This window comes from Aeromonas sp. CA23, from assembly GCF_002587065.1.
GTDB classification, from domain to species: domain Bacteria; phylum Pseudomonadota; class Gammaproteobacteria; order Enterobacterales; family Aeromonadaceae; genus Aeromonas; species Aeromonas bestiarum.
Genome location: NZ_CP023818.1, coordinates 4,268,192 through 4,285,953, shown reverse-complemented (window position 1 = coordinate 4,285,953; position 17,762 = coordinate 4,268,192). Strand labels below are relative to the sequence as shown.

Annotated in this window: 14 protein-coding genes; 6 read left to right on the top strand and 8 right to left on the bottom strand. The window is 61.5% G+C overall.

Annotation, left to right across the window (positions count from 1 at the left end; genetic code table 11):
• Positions 1-230: 230 nt before the first annotated feature.
• Together glpK and CK910_RS19695 are read right to left on the bottom strand one after the other, a co-directional pair.
• On the bottom strand, positions 231-1,733 hold the full coding sequence (gene glpK, locus CK910_RS19700) for a glycerol kinase GlpK (protein WP_005310059.1): 1,503 nt from the start codon (positions 1,731-1,733) through the stop codon (positions 231-233).
• A gap of 54 nt (positions 1,734-1,787) precedes the next feature.
• Positions 1,788-2,636, bottom strand: coding sequence for an MIP/aquaporin family protein (locus CK910_RS19695; RefSeq protein WP_043557135.1), 849 nt, complete (start codon positions 2,634-2,636; stop codon positions 1,788-1,790).
• A gap of 488 nt (positions 2,637-3,124) precedes the next feature.
• On the opposite strand from CK910_RS19695, the gene glpT reads away from it, so the two are divergent.
• From glpT to tyrA, 6 genes are all read left to right on the top strand, one after another.
• Positions 3,125-4,483: a glycerol-3-phosphate transporter gene (gene glpT, locus CK910_RS19690; RefSeq protein WP_098984429.1), complete on the top strand. Its 1,359-nt coding sequence runs from the start codon at positions 3,125-3,127 to the stop codon at positions 4,481-4,483.
• 101 nt (positions 4,484-4,584) lie between these two features.
• Entirely contained in the window at positions 4,585-5,343 is a 759-nt protein-coding gene (locus CK910_RS19685) for a DeoR/GlpR family transcriptional regulator (protein ID WP_005310067.1), read from the top strand.
• A gap of 345 nt (positions 5,344-5,688) precedes the next feature.
• Positions 5,689-7,176, top strand: a complete 1,488-nt coding sequence (gene glpD, locus CK910_RS19675) for a glycerol-3-phosphate dehydrogenase (protein WP_098984428.1) — start codon at positions 5,689-5,691, stop codon at positions 7,174-7,176.
• 102 nt (positions 7,177-7,278) lie between these two features.
• On the top strand, positions 7,279-8,361 hold the full coding sequence (gene glpQ, locus CK910_RS19670) for a glycerophosphodiester phosphodiesterase (RefSeq protein WP_098984427.1): 1,083 nt from the start codon (positions 7,279-7,281) through the stop codon (positions 8,359-8,361).
• 351 nt (positions 8,362-8,712) lie between these two features.
• Positions 8,713-9,786, top strand: coding sequence for a 3-deoxy-7-phosphoheptulonate synthase (locus CK910_RS19665; RefSeq protein ID WP_098984426.1), 1,074 nt, complete (start codon positions 8,713-8,715; stop codon positions 9,784-9,786).
• A gap of 118 nt (positions 9,787-9,904) precedes the next feature.
• Positions 9,905-11,044 (top strand): bifunctional chorismate mutase/prephenate dehydrogenase, encoded by a 1,140-nt coding sequence (gene tyrA / locus CK910_RS19660; protein ID WP_043557130.1) that lies wholly within the window; start codon positions 9,905-9,907, stop codon positions 11,042-11,044.
• 73 nt (positions 11,045-11,117) lie between these two features.
• On the opposite strand, the gene hdfR is transcribed toward tyrA, so the two are convergent.
• The 6 genes from hdfR to CK910_RS19630 all read right to left on the bottom strand — a co-directional run bounded on the left by hdfR (position 11,118) and on the right by CK910_RS19630 (position 17,752).
• Positions 11,118-11,993, bottom strand: a complete 876-nt coding sequence (hdfR, locus tag CK910_RS19655; RefSeq protein WP_098984425.1) for an HTH-type transcriptional regulator HdfR — start codon at positions 11,991-11,993, stop codon at positions 11,118-11,120.
• The gene (locus CK910_RS19650; RefSeq protein ID WP_042865769.1) at positions 11,993-12,355 is read right to left on the bottom strand and encodes a DUF413 domain-containing protein; all 363 of its coding nucleotides are present in this window, start codon (positions 12,353-12,355) and stop codon (positions 11,993-11,995) included. The genes hdfR and CK910_RS19650 overlap by 1 nt, the downstream gene beginning before the upstream one ends.
• Positions 12,356-12,657: 302 nt before the next feature.
• Positions 12,658-13,140: a serine protease inhibitor ecotin gene (eco, locus tag CK910_RS19645; RefSeq protein WP_043557129.1), complete on the bottom strand. Its 483-nt coding sequence runs from the start codon at positions 13,138-13,140 to the stop codon at positions 12,658-12,660.
• Positions 13,141-13,359: 219 nt separating this feature from the next.
• Positions 13,360-13,917, bottom strand: a complete 558-nt coding sequence (locus CK910_RS19640) for an Lcl C-terminal domain-containing protein (protein ID WP_098984422.1) — start codon at positions 13,915-13,917, stop codon at positions 13,360-13,362.
• Complete coding sequence (locus CK910_RS19635) at positions 13,914-15,284, bottom strand: Lcl domain-containing protein (protein ID WP_098984421.1); 1,371 nt, start codon at positions 15,282-15,284, stop codon at positions 13,914-13,916. Before CK910_RS19635 ends, CK910_RS19640 begins: the two co-directional genes overlap by 4 nt.
• A gap of 56 nt (positions 15,285-15,340) precedes the next feature.
• On the bottom strand, positions 15,341-17,752 hold the full coding sequence (locus CK910_RS19630; protein ID WP_098984420.1) for a proprotein convertase P-domain-containing protein: 2,412 nt from the start codon (positions 17,750-17,752) through the stop codon (positions 15,341-15,343).
• Between the last annotated feature and the right edge of the window lie 10 nt (positions 17,753-17,762).

The window sequence follows — 17,762 nt, the reverse complement described above, 5'->3', positions numbered from 1 at the left end:
AGGCTGGCGTCTTCCCTTGGCAACAGAAGGGGCGAGGTAGCCTCTGGCAGCTCAGACAAGCGGGAGGGAAGAAAGAGCCGGCCTCCATCCATGACAAGAGAAAGGGAGCCGACCGGCTGTCCGCCAGAGGCGATGAATGACCACTGTGGATACCTGGCTGAATAAAGAAGAGGCCGACATCGCTGTCGGCCTCTTTGTATTTTCATCTCGGAAAGATGTCGGTTGCCCGATTAATCCTCTTCGGCCCAGCGGCGTGAGCGTTCAACCGCTTTCTGCCAGCCGTGGTAGAGCTTGTTGCGCTCTTCGTGGCTCATCTGCGGGATGAATTCGCGATCCACGCTGAACTTGTCTTCCAGCTCGTCCGAGCTCTTCCAGAAGCCGACGGCCAGACCGGCCAGGAAGGCGGCGCCCATGGCGGTGGTCTCGATGCGGGTCGGACGCACAACCGGGGTGTGCATCATGTCGGACTGGAACTGCATCAGGAAGTCGTTGGCTACCGCGCCACCGTCCACCTTGAGGGCGGCCAGCTTGATGCCGGAGTCCTGCTGCATGGCATCCAGCACATCGCGGCTCTGGTAGGCGATGGATTCCAGCGCGGCACGAATGATGTGGTTGCGGTTGGCGCCACGGGTCAGGCCGACCATGGTGCCGCGAGCATACGGATCCCAGTAGGGCGCGCCCAGACCGACGAAGGCCGGTACCAGATAGACGCCGTTGGTGTCACCCACCTTGGAGGCGAAGTAGTCGGTATCGCGGGCATCGTGGATGAGTTTCAGCTCGTCACGCAGCCACTGCACTGTGGCGCCGCCCATAAAGACAGCCCCTTCCAGCGCGTAGTTCACTTCCCCTTTCGGGCCGATGGCGACCGTGGTCAGCAGGCCGTTGCTGGAGCGAACCGGCTCTGTGCCCGTGTTCATCAGCAAGAAGCAGCCGGTACCGTAGGTGTTCTTGGCCATCCCTTTTTCGAAGCAGAGCTGGCCGAACAGGGCAGACTGCTGGTCACCGGCAATGCCGGCGATGGGGATGCGGGAACCGCCGCCACGGGTGGTGTAGCCGTAGACTTCGGAAGAGGGTTTGACCTCTGGCAGCATGGACAAGGGGATGCCCAGCTCGTCCAGCATCTTCTCGTCCCACTTCAGGTCGCGGATGTTGTAGAGCATGGTACGGGAGGCGTTGGTCGGGTCGGTGACGTGCACTTCGCCGTTGGTCATCTTCCATACCAGCCAGGTGTCTATGGTGCCGAACAGCAGCTCGCCGTTCATCGCCTTCTCGCGGGCTCCTTCGACGTTGTCGAGGATCCACTTCACCTTGGTGCCGGAGAAGTAGGCATCCAGCACCAGGCCGGTGTTCTCGCGCACATACTCTTCCAGGCCACGGGCCTTGAGCTCTTCACAGATGGCTGCGGTGCGGCGGCACTGCCAGACGATGGCGTTGTAGATGGGTTTGCCGGTGGCCTTTTCCCACACCACTGTGGTTTCACGCTGGTTGGTGATGCCGATGGCGGCGATCTCTTCACTGCGCAGGCCAGTCTTGGCCAGCACTTCGGTGAACACGGAGGACTGGGTCGCCCAGATCTCCATGGGGTCGTGCTCTACCCAGCCCGCTTTCGGGTAGTGCTGGGTGAATTCGCGCTGGGAGGTGCCGACTATGTTGGCATCCTGGTCAAACACGATGGCGCGGGAAGAGGTAGTACCCTGGTCCAGAGCGACGACATATTTTTTTTCAGCAGACATGATGTTCTCCACGTTTTTATTTTCCACGTTTTTACACGTTGGGGAGGGCCGCTCTTATGCGGCGGCCTCTTCTTTGGCGGTTTGGGCAGCTTGCTCGGTGGCGGCAACACGGTTGCCAGGCACGCAGGGAGCCAACACTTTTACATAGAGGGCAGTACCAAGCTGGGCACCGACGATGGGGCCAAGGATGGGGACCCAGAAGTAGGGGTTGTCACGACCACCTGTCATGGCCACGTCACCCCAGCCTGCCAGGAAGGCAAACAGTTTGGGGCCGAAATCACGGGCCGGGTTCATGGCAAAACCGGTTAACGGGCCGAGGGAGGCGCCGATCACGGCGATCAGGATACCGATCAGCAGGGCGGCGGCGAAGCCTTTGGGGGCGCCGTTGTTGTTGTCACCCAGTGCCATGATGCCCAGCATCAGGACGGCGGTGATCACCAGCTCGACCGCGAAGGCTTGCATGTTGGAGAGCAGGGCGTTCGGGTAGGTAGAGAAGATGCCGGCGGTACCGAGGCTCTCGACGCTGCCGCGCACCACGTTGTGGGTCACTTCCCACTGGGTGAACAGGCCGCCGTAGAGGAAGTAGACAAGGGCGGCGAAGCAGAAGGCGCCTGCGACCTGAGCGATGATGTAGGGCACCACTTTACGCTTGTCGAACCCGCAGAAGGTCATCAGCGCCAGGGTCACGGCCGGGTTCAGGTGGGCACCTGAAATACCGCCGGTCACATAGATGGCGATGGCGACACCCAGACCCCAGGTAATGGAGATTTCCCATTGTCCGAAGTTGGCACCGGCCAGCACCAGGGCGGCCACACAACCGACGCCGAAAAATATCAGCAGGCCGGTTCCGATAAACTCGGCAATGCACTCGCCAAGCAGGGTATTGGGTCTTTGTATGCTCATACCGTTATTCCTTATATCCACCCAGAGTAGGTTTGATGTTCCGTTTTGTTGTTTTTTCAGTCCCATTGTTGCGTCCGAAAACGTTTTTTCTTGTTTTTTGAGCTGGCGCAAACGTTATGCTCGTTTGCGCTCGTTCTCGGACGAGAGAGAAAATAAACCTAAATCGAACATTCACCACGCCCTCCCCGCAGGAAATGTGGACAAGATCCCACTCATTGCTAAGAAAATGTGACGGAAAGCAAGTTGCAACAGTGGTTATACCACTTAGTGGGTAGCCGAAAGCCTTGCTATACAAGGGATTGCGGCTGATGAGTGACTACTCACTTGGCACTTTCTTTTGTAATAAAACTGCAATATTTGAGCCTCCATCACAGATTAAATGTTCACATATGAGCACAATAGGCTCGCTTTCGAATCAGGACTCCTCTGGTTGGTCAGCATGGACAGGGCACCCTCAACCGCCCACAACAACAATAAGGAAGCAGAACATGCTTAGTCTCTTCAGGCCTGCACCACATATAGACAGGCTCCCGGCCGACAAGGTCGATCCCTTCTACAAACGCATGCGTTGGCAGGTGTTTTTCGGGATCTTCTTCGGTTATGCCGGTTACTACCTGGTACGGAAAAACTTCAGTCTGGCGATGCCTTATCTGATCGAACAGGGATTCTCCCGCGGCGATCTGGGCCTGGCCCTGTCCGGGGTCTCCATCGCTTATGGTCTGTCCAAGTTCCTGATGGGGAACGTGTCTGACCGCTCCAATGCGCGCTACTTCCTCTCTGCCGGCCTGCTGCTGTCGGCGGGCATCATGTTCATGATGGGGACAGTGCACTGGGCCACCTCCAGCATCGGCATCATGTTTGTGCTGTTGTTCCTGAACGGCTGGGCACAGGGCATGGGCTGGCCGCCCTGCGGTCGCACCATGGTGCACTGGTGGTCACAGAAGGAGCGTGGCGAAGTGGTCGCGGTCTGGAACGTGGCACACAACGTCGGCGGCGGCATGATAGGCCCGCTGTTCATCCTGGGGATGGGCTGGTTCAACGACTGGCGCAGTGCCTTCTATGTGCCGGCGGCGGCGGCGGCGGCCATCGCGGTTATCGCCTTCTTCGTGATGCGCGACACCCCGCAATCCGTGGGTCTGCCTCCCATCGAAGAGCACAAGAACGACTATCCGAAGGACTATAACGAAAGCCACGAGCAGGAGTTTTCCGCCAAGGAGATCTTCGTCAAGTACGTGCTGCACAACAAGCTGCTGTGGTACATCGCCATTGCCAACGCCTTCGTTTACCTCATTCGTTACGGCGTGCTGGACTGGGCTCCGACCTACCTGAAAGAGGCCAAGGACTTCAGCGTCGACAACTCCTCCTGGGCTTACTTCCTGTACGAGTGGGCCGGTATTCCGGGCACCCTGCTGTGCGGCTGGATCTCGGACAAGATGTTCCAGGGTCGCCGTGCCCCGGCCGGTATCCTGTTCATGGTGCTGGTGACCCTGGCCGTGCTGGTTTACTGGTTCAACCCGGCTGGCAACCCGACCATCGACATGATGGCGCTGGTGGCCATCGGCTTCCTGATCTACGGTCCCGTCATGCTGATCGGTCTGTATGCGCTGGAGCTGGCACCCAAGAAGGCGGCCGGTACCGCGGCAGGCTTCACCGGGCTGTTCGGTTATCTGGGTGGCGCCGTGGCGGCCAACGCCATGCTGGGCTACACGGTTGACCACTTCGGCTGGGATGGTGGCTTCATGGTGCTGACCGCGTCTTGCGTGCTCTCCATCATCTTGCTGGCCATGACCCTCAAGCACGAGAACATTGCCGTCGCGGCCAAGAAAGCGGCTGCCGATAAGGCATAAAACGTGATCCTGCCCTTATCGATCCGAAAAGGGATCAGGTAAACTGCCAAAGGCCCCGCATCTGCCGGGGCCTTTTTTCGTCTCATCATCGGAGTTCAAGCGTGAAGCAAACCCAACGACATCTGGAGATCCTGGACGTCCTGACGCGGCAGGGCTTTGTCTCGACCGAGGATCTGGTGACCCACTTTGACGTCAGCCCCCAGACTATTCGCCGCGATCTGAATGATCTCGCCGAACAGAACAAGATCCGGCGCCATCATGGCGGTGCCTCCCTGCATTCGAGTACCGTCAATACCGCCTACAGCGCCCGTAAAGTGATGCAGCTCAAGGAGAAAGAGCGCATCGCCCGCGAAGTGGCCGCCAACATTCCCGACGGTTCATCGCTCTTCATCGACATAGGCACCACCACAGAAGCCATCGCCCGCGCCCTGCTCGATCACCGCGAGCTGCGCGTGGTCACCAACAACCTCAACGTGGCCAGCATTCTCACCGCCAAGGATGACTTCACCGTCATCATAGCCGGTGGCGAGATCCGCAACCGGGATGGCGGCATAGTGGGGGAGGCGACCCGCGACTTCATCGGCCAGTTCCGCATGGACTACGGTGTCATCGGCATCTCGGGCATCGACAACGATGGCTCTCTGCTCGATTTTGACTACCACGAGGTGAAGATTGCCCAGGCCATCATAGCCCACTCCCGTCAGGTGTTTCTGGCCGCCGACCACACCAAGTTTGGCCGCAATGCCATGGTCAATCTGGGCAACCTCAACCAGATCCACGCCCTGTTCACCGATCAGGAGCCGCCCGAGAAGCTGATGCGGCTGATGTCCCAGCATCAGATCGAGTGCCACATCTGCTGAGCCGCCGTTAACCCCTCTCTGGCATCAGGCCGCCACACTGGCGGCCGCTTCTTTTCCGCTTTCTCCCCTCTGCTTTCTCCCCTCTGCTTGCACCCCCTTCGCTTGTTACTGATGCTCCGCGTCCTGGATGCCCCCCAGCATGAGCGCGATCTCGCGCACGCTTTCGGGCCCGGCAGCCCGGTGCTGACGCCCTGATCACCGACTGGCAGCATTTTTAGCATTGCCAAAACAATCGCGATCACATTTTCTCCATAAAATGTTCGTTTATCATTTTTTCATGCTCTAATATGAGCGAAATCAAACATTGCTGTCATGGCAACACAAAATAAGAAAGAGTAGGTGAACATGAGCGAACATTATGATCTGGTCGTCGTTGGCGGCGGCATCAATGGGGTGGGCATTGCGGCTGATGCAGCGGGTCGGGGTCTGAAGGTTGCCCTGTTCGAGGCACAGGATCTCGCCTCTGCCACCTCTTCCAACTCCAGCAAGCTGATCCACGGTGGCTTGCGTTACCTCGAACATTACGAATTCCGGCTGGTGAAAGAGGCGCTGGCAGAGCGGGAAGTGTTGCTCGGCATGGCCCCCCACATCGCCCGTCCCATGCGTTTTCGGCTGCCCCATCGCCCGCACCTGCGCCCGGCCTGGATGATCCGCGCCGGTCTGTTCCTGTATGACAACCTGGCCAAGCGCGACAAGCTCAAGGGCAGCTGCGGCGTGCGCTTCCTGCCGCAAGACGGTCTCAAGAGCGGCATCAACAAGGGCTTCGAATACTCGGATGCCTGGGTCGATGACGCTCGCCTGGTGGTGCTCAATGCCATGATGGCCCGCGACAAGGGCGCCGACGTGCAGACCCGTACCCGCTGCGTCAAGGCGGTGCGCGGTTCCAAACACTGGACCCTGACCCTGGAGCGGGAAGGGGGCGAGCAGTTCACCGTCACCTGCCGCGGTCTGGTCAATGCGGCCGGCCCCTGGGTCAAGACCTTCTATGATGAGAGCCTGCACGAGAAATCTCCCCGTGGCATCCGCCTCATCAAGGGCAGCCACATCATAGTGCCGCGCATCCATGAGCGCGAAGAGGCCTATATCCTGCAAAACGAGGACAACCGCATCGTCTTCGTCATCCCCTATCAGCAGGACTACTCCCTCATCGGCACCACGGACGTGGAGCATCACGGCAGCCCGCGGGAAGCGAAGATCAGCGATGCCGAGATCAGCTACCTGTGCAAGGTGGTCAACGCCCACTTCACCCGCCAGATAGCACCCAAAGAGGTCATCTGGACCTATGCCGGCGTGCGCCCGCTGTGCGATGACGAATCCGATTCCCCCCAGGCGGTGACCCGCGACTACACCCTGGAGCTCTCCGGCGAATCCGACGGCGCGCCGCTCCTGTCCGTGTTTGGCGGCAAGCTCACCACCTATCGCAAGCTGGCCCAGGCCGCCTGCAACAAGCTCAAGCCCTGGTTCAGCCAGATGGGTGAGGATTGGACCGCGAGCAGCCGTCTGCCCGGTGGCGAGTTCGACTGCTCCACCACAGAGCTGGCCCGTGCCTACCTGCTCGAGTTCGACTGGCTGGATGAGCGTAACGCCCGTCGTATCGCCGAGGCCTATGGCAGTCATGCCCGCCTCTGGTTGCACGAAGAGCGCGGCCAGCACTTTGGCGCCGGCTTGTACGAGTCGGAAGTGCGTTATCTGATGAGCCGCGAGTGGGCCCATTCGATGGAAGATATATTGTGGCGCCGCAGCAAGCTGGGGCTGCGCCTGTCCCAGCCTGAGCAGCAGCAACTGCACGCCTGGCTGGAGCAACACCAGCACGCCCTGCCCAAGGCCAGCTGATGAAGAGGCGGGCGGCCCCTTGGTCGCCCGTCGTTAAAATGCAATAAACCTCTGTTATAACAATAACCTACACCCAATAAACAATAACAAAGAGCACCGCGCATGAAAAAACTCTCTCTCTCCCTGATCGCCCTGGGCCTGGGGGCCGCCCTCGCATTGCCCGTTCTGGCTGCCGATGAAGGTAAAATCGTGATCGCCCACCGTGGCGCCTCAGGCTACCTGCCCGAGCATACCCTGGAATCCAAGGCGCTGGCCTATGGCATGGGGGCCGATTATCTGGAGCAGGATCTGGTGATGACCAGGGATGACCAGCTGGTGGTGATGCACGATCACTTCCTCGACGGCATCACGGACGTGGCCGAGCGCTTCCCCGGCCGGGCCCGTCCGGACGGTCGCTACTATGTGGTGGACTTTACCCTGGCCGAGGTGCGCTCCCTGCGCATGACGGAGCCGTTCCAGCTGGTGGATGGCAAGCAGGTGCCCGTTTATCCGGCCCGCTTCCCGTTGTGGAAGTCCAGCTTCAAGATCCACACCTTCCAGGAAGAGATAGAGATGATCCAGGGGCTCAACAAGAGCACCGGCAAGAACATAGGTATCTACCCGGAGATCAAGGCTCCCTGGCTGTTCCGCCACGAGGGCAAGGACATCTCCAAGGCGGTGCTCAAGGTGCTGAAGGAGTACGGCTACACCAGCAAGAACGACAAGGTCTATCTGCAGTGCTTCGATGCCGACGAGCTCAAGCGCATCAACAGCGAGCTGATGCCCGCCATGGGGATGGACTTGAAACTGGTGCAGCTGATGGCCGAGACCGACTGGAACGAGACCATGGTCTATGACGCCAAGGGCAAGGCAACCCCTTACGACTATGACTGGATGTTCAAGCCGGGCGCCATGAAGACCATAGCTGGCTATGCGGAAGGGATAGGCCCCTGGAAGCCGATGATAGTCACTGAGCCGGGTACCCTGGGCAAACCAGTGTTTACCAATATGGTGAAAGAGGCCCATGCCGCCGGTCTCAAGGTGCATCCTTATACCTTCCGCCAGGATGAGGGGCAGATCCCGGCCTATGCCAAGGACTTCAGCGATCTGCTCAACATCTTCCTCTATCAGGCCGATGTGGACGGGGTGTTCAGCGACTTCCCGGACAAGGCGGTTGAAGCCATCAAGGCACACGGCAAATCATAAAAGAAGAGCAACACGGGAACGCAAGCGGGGCCAGGTGTCCCGCTTTTTTTATAAAATGGAGGCAAGCACTGGGGTGGGATTGTGGTCGAGCAGCGCTGACGGCAGCATTGGGGTGTAACAACATGTTTACGATTTTGTCGGGTCAGGGGCTTTTTATCCGCTACTTTCTGGCTGTTTAGAACGCCAGGTTGGTCGTTTATCCATCTATTAGACAGTTAATCCGCTAGTTTCACTTGATTGTTTGTTTTTCCTTGGTAAGGTGAGGGCGGTTGCGTAACAAAGCGCTGACTTGTGTAAACAAATAAATACACTCGGTGCAATTGGCTTAAATACTGTAGAGAGAATGAGATCATGCAAAGAGACCCCCTGAACAACATCCATATCCAGTCCGAACAAGTGATGATCACGCCTGCCCAGCTCAAGGAGAAGCTACCCATCTCCGACCAGGCGCTGGCATTCGTGCAAGGGGCCCGCACTACCATAGCCGACATCATCCACCGTCGCGATCACCGCCTGCTGGTGATCTGTGGACCCTGTTCCATCCACGACATGGACGCCGCCAAAGAGTACGCAACCAGACTCAAAGCGCTGCATGATGCCTACCAGGATTCTCTCTACATTGTCATGCGGGTCTACTTTGAGAAACCGCGCACCACGGTCGGCTGGAAAGGGTTCATCAATGACCCGAACCTGGACGGCACCTTCGATGTGGAGCTGGGGCTGCATCGTGCCCGCGAGCTGCTGTGCTGGCTGGCGGAGCTGGAATTGCCGCTGGCGACCGAGGCGCTCGACCCCATCAGCCCGCAATACCTGGCCGAGCTCTTCTCCTGGTCGGCCATAGGTGCACGCACCACAGAATCCCAGACCCACAGGGAGATGGCGTCCGGCCTCTCCATGCCGGTCGGTTTCAAGAACGGCACAGACGGCAATCTGGGTACCGCCATCAATGCGCTGCAGGCGGCCTCCAGCCCCCACGCCTTCATGGGGATCAACCAGCAGGGCCAGGTCGCCTTGCTGCAGACCCAGGGCAACCCGGATGGCCACGTGATACTGCGCGGCGGCAAGCACCCGAACTACGACTCGGTCAATGTGTCGCTGGCGGAAGAGGCGCTGGAGAAGGCGGGCCTGCTGCCCGGCCTGGTGGTGGATTGCAGCCACGGCAACTCCAGCAAGGATCACCGCTTGCAGCCCAAGGTGGCCGACAACGTCATCCACCAGATCCAGGAGGGCAACCGCTCCATCATAGGGGTGATGCTCGAATCCAACCTGTTCGAGGGCAATCAGTCCAGCGAGCAGCCCAAGGAGCAGATGCGCTACGGCGTCTCCATCACGGATGCCTGCATCGACTGGGATAGCACAGCCAATCTGCTGGCGCGATGCCATCGCGAGCTGGCGCCGCCGCTCAGGGGCAGAACCGGGCGTTAAGCCGTGGTATCTTGTCGTAACTAATTGAACCATAGAGGTATCACCGCCCATGCGGTGATACCTTGTTGCCTCTTGAATCACAGGGCGCCGCCGCCAGCGGCGCCAGCAGGGACTGGATATGGCTGAAGAGTTGAATGCCCTCAGGGACAAGATAGATGCGGTGGACAGGCAGCTGATCGATCTGCTGGCCGCCCGTCTGGCCCTGGTGGGGGAAGTGGGTGAGGTGAAGAGCCGCCATGGCCTGCCCATCTATGCGCCGGACAGGGAGGCGAGCATGCTGGCCCGCCGCCGAGCCGAGGCCGAGCTGCTGGGGGTGCCCGGCGATCTCATCGAAGACGTGCTGCGCCGGGTGATGCGCGAATCCTACATCCTCGAATCGGCCAGCGAAAAAGAGAACCATTTCAAATGCATGAAGCCGGAGCTTGGCAAGGTGGTCATCATAGGCGGCCAGGGCCAGCTGGGCCGCTTGTTCGGCCAGATGTTCGGCCTCTCCGGCTACCGGGTCGAGACCCTGGAACAAGCCGATTGGCCAAGGGCTGACGCCATCCTGGCTGACGCGGGTCTGGTGATGGTGGCCGTGCCCATCGATATCACCTGCCAGATCATCGACCGGCTCGGCAACTTGCCCGCCGATTGCCTGCTGGTGGATGTCACCAGCGTGAAGGCGGCGCCGCTTGAGCACATGCTGGCGGTGCACAAAGGCCCGGTGCTGGGGCTGCACCCCATGTTCGGACCGGATGTGGCGAGCCTCGCCAAGCAGGTGATCGTCTGCTGTCAGGGCCGTGACGCGGCCGCCAGTCAGTGGCTGCTGGATCAGATGACCATCTGGGGCGCCCGTCTGCAACAGGTGGAAGCCAAGGCTCACGACGAGGCCATGACCCTCATCCAGGCGCTGCGCCACTTCGCCACCTTCGCCTACGGCTGGCACCTCTCCCGGGAGCGGGCCAATCTGGATCGCCTGCTGAGCCTGAGCTCCCCCATCTACCGGCTGGAGCTGGCCATGGTGGGGCGGCTGTTTGCCCAGGACCCCGAGCTCTATGCCGACATCATATTGTCGTCCCCGCAGAATCTGGCGATGATCCGCCGCTACTACCAGAACTTTGGCGAGGTGCTGGGGTTGCTGGAGCAGGGGGACAGGGCCGGCTTCATCGATGCTTTCTCGCAGGTGTCCGGCTTCTTCGGCGAACATGCCGACGAGTTCCTGCGGGAGAGTCGCATGCTGCTGGCCCAGGCCAACGACCGCCGCCACCACGGCTGACGAGATCGCACACAAGCATCATAAAAAAGGGGCCTGTTCGGCCCCTTTTCTGTCTGTGCTGTCCGGCCCGAGGTTATTCGGGCTGCGGCAGGCGCAGATCGGCGCCATCCCAACCGAGCGGCAGGGTCAGCAGCTGATCGATCAGCTCCCGGCGATCGGATTTCTCCAGATAGGCGAGGTAGAGCGGACGACTGAGTGGCTGCCCCCCCTCCACCAGATGCAGCCGTCCCTGCTCCAGGAAGGGGCTCACCATGCGCCGCGGCAGATAGGCGGCGCCACCGTTGGCCAGCACGAACTGCAGCGCCATGTTGGCTGAGCTCGAGTGCAGCACAGGGGTCTTTTGCAGGCTCTGCAAGCGGCTGGGTTGCGGCTCGAAGCTGGTGCCCCAGTCGAGGTGAATGTGGGGCATCTGCATCAGGCTGTCGGCGTTGGCGGCAGCATCCCGGCTCACCAGCTCGAACACCAGCTCACCTATGGGGTGCAGGGCTATCTCGTCGATCTTGGTCGGCTCGGAGAGCAGGGCGAGATCGAGAGATCGCTCCAGCAACTGGCGGCACAGGTGTTCGCGAGAAGCGGTTTCAAGCCGCACCGCGAGGCCGGGGGCCAGTGCATAGACATGGTTGAGCCAGTCGTTGAAATCGAGCTCCCAAAACACGGCGGGCGCACCTATGGCGAGCTGCTGGCTGAAACCGGGGGAGAGGGCCACATCCTGTCTGGCGCGGCCCAGGGTATGCAAGATGGCGTCTGCATAGGGCAGCAGACGCTCACCGGAGGCGGTCAGACGGATGTTGTTGCGATGACGGGCAAACAGACTGACCCCGAGTTGCTGCTCGAGCTGGCGGATCCGAAAGCTCACCGCCGACTGGGTCAGGTAGAGATTCTCAGCAGCCCGGCCAAAGTGCCGGGTCTTGCTGACCTCGATAAAGGTCCGAAGCAGTTCGGTATCCATTAATCGATGGACTCGTCGCTGCCGCCGCCACTGCCACCTTCAAACCCGCCGCCACCGGTTTCCTCGTTGGCGCCACCCGCGACTGTGCACAGACGATGCACGCGCTTGGGACCTATTACCTTCAGATACTTGAACCACACCTTGGCGTGGGGGTTGCTGCCGGCGGCGCCGGATTTGATCTGTTCGAGAAAGGCGCTTTCTATGTCATCGCGCGGCGTCAGGTTGCCCTGATAGAGCGCCAGCATGGCGGTGCCGTATTTTTCCAGACTGTCCGCTTCGGCCACAGTGAATTCGCCACTGCGACGCAGGCCACGGGGAAAATGTTTGAAGTCGTTGAAACGCTTGTCGGATTCGAAGCTCATAGTGCTCTTTTTCTGGTTAGTTTGACCTTTGCGGGCAAGTATCATCAGGCCGTCGCAGAGTGCAAAATCAATTTTTTCACTATATGGATAAATCTCTTTCATCGAAAGTGATTTCGCCATGATCCAGTGGGCATTCAGGGGAGACAGGAGCAAAAAAGCGAGAAAAAAAGCGGAGTTATGTCAGGTTCTGTAAAGGTTTGGCGCGCGGGGCAGACGATTTTGGGCCAAAAATAAAGCGCCATTCGGCGCTCTATTTTACATCAATCATGAACCAAAGCGGGAGGTTTGGTCTCGATGGAGACTTACTCTATCATGGCTGGCTGGGCCAGGTTGTCGGCACGCCACAGACGGTAGCGCACTTCATACTCCTGCGGGACGTAGAGCACGAACGGCAGCTTGGAGTTGTAGTTCACGAAGAAGCCCTGACCGTAGATCTGGACGAAGGTCTCTTTCTTCTGGCCATCCGGGCAGGCCATCAGGGTGCTGATGGGATCGGATACCTTGCCGAGCATCAGGTAGTTGTAGCCCCAGCCCTTGACGCTGTGCTGCTCCAGATTGCCCGCGAAGCGCGGCACATTGCAATCGACCATCATTTTCTTGCCGACCTGCAGCTCGACCATCATGTCGGCTTCGTTCTCGACTTCCGGCAGGCGGATCACGACACGTTCCTGGTTTACTTCGGCGGCCGGGAACATGCTGATATCAAATTTTTTCGGTTCGGCGGCGAAGGCATGGCCGCCCAGCAACAAGGCGCCCAGCAGGCTAAAACGCAATACGGTTTTCATCTGTACCTCATGGGGTTGGTTCAACGCCGCTAGACTAACCGCTCTGCCCGTTTCATGCCAGCGATCTGCGGTGCAAATCATGCCGGATCCGGCACAGGATGACGTGTTCTGGCTGTTTTCTGACAGGGCGCACACTCCTTGTACGCCTCACCGGCAAGGGGCTGGGGTGGCCGGAAGCGGATCCTGTTTTCAGCAGTATCTCCGGCCACCCCTGCGCACTCAGCGCACCAGGAGCAGCTGTTTGGCCCAGGCACCGGGTGCCCGCATGCCAACGGAGCCACTGGTGATATCCAGATAGGCGACGCTCTTGCTGGCCGGCACCGGGGTCGAGGACCAGAGATAGACGTAACCGTCGTTCACCTCTTTCCCTTCCCCGGCCATGGCGCGGGGGAATATGGTCTCGTTCAGCGCAGGCTTGTAGCAGGCGGATTCCAGCACGCTGGTCAGCTCCTTGATGGTAGGCAGGCGCCAATCCCGGTAACCGCCAAAGCCGTACAGGGCATGACTGGGCTCGGTGCGGATCCGCTCTGCCGTCAGCAGGGCCTGCTGCCAGTAAAGCCGGGTCGGCTCGCCGCTGCAGCTCTGGTCGCGCCAGGTCTGGCCGAGCTGGCAGCGCATCCAGGTCAGGCCCGTGCTCCTGTCCGTGACTGTGCCGTTGCCGCGATCGATGAAGCGGGCGGTGGGGCTGGTTCTGGGCATGGTGTCATCGCAGATGGCGGTGGCCAGGGCGAGGGGGCTGCCGAGGGTCAGCAGCAGGGTCAACATCAATCGGTTCATCGGGTTACCTCCGCCACCAGTCGCAGTTGCAGACCGTTGGCATCATCGCTGTTTTGAACTGTGGTGGCGTAGTCGGTGCCGGCGTCATCGCCGAGGAAGATATGGGCGATGGCGCTCAGGGGGGCGCTCTCCAGCCGACGGGACGGGGTCAGGGTCTGGCTCCAGTAGTAGCCGCTGAAATCTTTGGTCGTGGTGCCGACATCGGGGAAGTAGCGCACATCCAGGGTGACCAGCTGGCCATACTGGCGGGCGAGCGAGCCGTAGTGTTGCAGGCTCATCAGCTCGCGCGAGTGGGGCATGCGCCAGCTGGTGATGCCGCACAGCTGCTGGGCGTTGAGCCACTGGCGATACTGCTCCGTGGTACAGATGGCCTCGCCTTGCGGGCAGGCGTAGTCGCGCTCCTCCTGGGTGGGGTGATAGTCGCCAAGCTCCCAGGCGAAGGTGCGGTGCAGATCGCGGGGGCTCTTAGCATCATCCTGCTTTTTCTCCCAGATGAGGCGGGTAGTGAGATCCTCCACACACTCCCAGACGGGGGCGTCATCCGGCAGGGGCTGGCCCTTGCCATCCAGCTTGCGATAGCGCAGGGGGGCCTTGTTCAGGCTGGCCTCCTGGCCCGGGTGGTCGGCGGGCTCCTCGGTGAGCAGGTAGTCGACACCATCCGTGTAGGTAGTGACGCCGCTGCCGGTGACCAGGGGATGGGAGTATTGCTGTTGCAGCAGGCGGGAGACGCTCTCCTGCAGGCTGGTCAGCTCGCCGTGCTGGGCGAAGTGGCTGGCCAGCTCGGGCAGCAGGCTGCCGAGGGCCGGCCACACCACGGCTTGCACGAGGACGGGTGAAAGGTCCGATATCCCCGGCTCGGCATCGATCACCGTCTGCAGCAGTTGCCCCAGCGCCAGGTTGAAGTCGGCCAGTTGCGACAGGGCGGCCAGCCCCTGACCCGGTTGCAGCGGCGCCAGCGCGCTCAGCATCTGGTCGAGTGCCTGTTTGGGGGGATGTCCCTCGGCGATGCGGCTTTGCAGCAGGGTGCTGAGTAGACTGGGGGTCAGGGTCTGGCCATCCAGTCGGGCGGCCGGATGCAGCAGCGTCGGCGCCGCCGGATTGGTTGGCAGGAACAGCAGCGGACTGGTCAGCAGGGCGGGGGAGGTGCCGCTCAGCTGACGGGCACCGGCCACGCCGCTGACGCCGGGCTCCCCCTCGTCACAACTGGTGTTCTGGTTGAGATTGACGCACAGGGTGCCACTTTCGGGCAGATTGACGTTCAGGGTATAGGCTGGCGCCGCCAGCGGCGCCTCATCCGAGCCACCGCCACCGCAGGCGGTGAGCAGGGGGGCCAGCAGGCAGGCCAGACGGGAATAGGTTGGGTTCATCTCTTGTCCTTGGGAAGGGGCTCTGGGCCCCTTCTTCTTATATATGGGTGGATTACTCAGCCGCGCTGGCGAAGGCGGCGCCAGACTGCCAGCGGCAGCAGCCAGAGCAGGTTGGCGGCGCCACCGCCGCTGCTGTCGGAAACGTTGAAATGGATGATGCCGTCATCCGGCGGGGCGACCGGTTCACCGCACTGGGCGCCGATGCGCTGGCTGATGCTCCAGCCATTGATGCGGCCCTGGTGCCCGGGTTTGCTGTCCACCACTTCCAGCGTCCATCTGCCGGCCAGCGGCTCTCCCAGCAAGGGGGTGAAGGGTTGCAGGGGCTGCAGCTCGGTGGGGAAGAGCCCCTTCAGCCGTGGCAAGGGGCTGTAGCCCTTGTCCCAGATCTGGATGCGGGTGCCGGAGGGGGAGTTGAGCCAGATCTCCAGCTCATCCAGGGCATCGTGTTGCAGATCCAGGCTCAGTTGCAGCTGCTCACTCACCTTGGCACTGCTCTGCTCCAGCAACAGGCTGGCTTGGCTCAAGCCGCGAACCTCCTCGCTCTGGGCATCGTTGAGGAGCAGCGGCTGGCCAGTGGCGCGGCTGATGATGGGCGTGCCTATGGGCAGGCTCAGTGGTTGCTGCCACTGGCGCTCGGTCGGGCTGGTCCCCGTCATGGCGAGGCTCACCGGCAGGCTCACCTCATCGCCGCAGGCCAGCGGGCTCTGGGCCAGCAGCCGCAGCGTGGTGGTGGTGCTGGCACCCACCGCCAGTGTGGTGGCTTGCCACTGATAGGGATCGGCCTGCAGCCCAGCGGGCAGGGTCAGGGTCAGCTCATTGAGGGTCACAGGCGCCGGGCCCTGGTTGGTGAGGGTCAGTTGCACGGATTGACGCTGCCCCAGCTCGATGGCGCTGCCCTCGGCCAGGGCGATATTGACCGGCGCCAGCAAGAGGCCGTGCTGGCGGAAGGCCTGCTCCAGATGGCTGGCGTAGTGACGGGCCGGGTAGAGCCGCGCCGCCGTGTCCACAGTGATGCGGGCCAGTTGCGGCATGCGAATGGCAGGGCCCAGCCCGAAGTGGGATTCGATGATGACGCGGTCAAACTCGTCCCGGGCCCCTTCGCCATGCTCGGTCACCGACGCCAGCAGGGCCTGGAACAGCGGTGTGCCCCACAACTGATCGCCGTTGCTGCCGTTGATGGTGCGGTGGGCCGGATAGCTGTAGTCCGGGTGGTAGCGGGCCCGCAGATCGTCCAGCTGGCGCGGGGTGCGGTCGGTGAAACGGGCATCCCAGTTGAACACCATGGCCGGTTCGAACTGGCGACCCGCCTCGCTGCGCTGGCGGTGGCTGGCGGCCAGGTAGTCGCTGAAACCTTCGCCGATGGCGCCCCAGTCCGCCTCGTCCCCGAGATCAGGCACTATGTGGTGTTGCACTGCGTGGCCGAACTCGTGCCAGATCACCATGGGATCCTCGGCATCGGGCACGCCGCTGCGACCCAGCTCCAGCCGGCGCTCGAACGGATCGTAGAGGGAGTTGTCCTGATAGCCGGCCTCTGTGTCTATGTCGAGGGCCCCCGGGATGAGCCCGCTAAAGCCCAGCTTCTTGAGGTGGCGCTGGGCCAAGTCCAGATGGTAATAGGCGTTGATGTCGGCGAAGCCCCGATCGTCCCGGGTCAGCCGAAACGCCTGCGGGGTGTCGCCGCTGAAGGGGGCCGTATCGGGCTCCATGGCATCCACCACCCGAGCGTGAGGGCCGCTCAGCAGATAGTGGCCGCCCGCCAGGGTGACCGGCAGCGCCACCTTGTCCTGATAGGCGGCGTCCGCCAGTACCAGCTCGTCGTGCCAGACCAGGCTGGCGTCTTGCAACTGGGTGCGGGGATCCGGGTCGAACACGCGTGCTTCCACTTGGGTGTCGCCGGCGTCGGCGGTGCGGCTGGCCCGGGTGCTGGCCGCATCCATCCAGCGGCCCAGCTCTCGGCTGCCGTCGCAACTGGCGAACAGCTGCACATAGCTGGCCTTGGCGTTGCCCGCCTGGTGCTCGCGCACCCGCTGGCGCAGGGCGGGCACCAGGGTGTCGCCGTCGCGCCAGTACCAGGCCTCGACCGCGCCCAGCGTGTCGATCTCGTTGCCCGCATCGCGCAACTGGCCGAGCAAGGGATCCAGGTTGCCGCTGGCATCGCAGCCGGGCTCACTGCTCTGCAGGGGGCGGCTGTTGTGATAGAGGCGCCAGGGCTTGCCGGCCAGATCGACACTGACGGCGGCCTGGATGGTGGCCACCGGCAGGCCGTTGACCAGCTGGCGGAAGCTGTAGTGATGGCCGAGCAGGCTGGCCCTGTCGTAGTCGGGGGCGAGCGTGACGCCGAGGCGCTGTTCGAGCCACTGCTGTGGCGTCGTGGTCAGCGGTTGTTCATCGACAAACTGCAGCTCGGCCGCCAGCAGAGGCTGGGAGAGCAAGGTCGCCAGCCAGAGGGCCAGGGAAGAGGGTTTCATGGTTTACTCC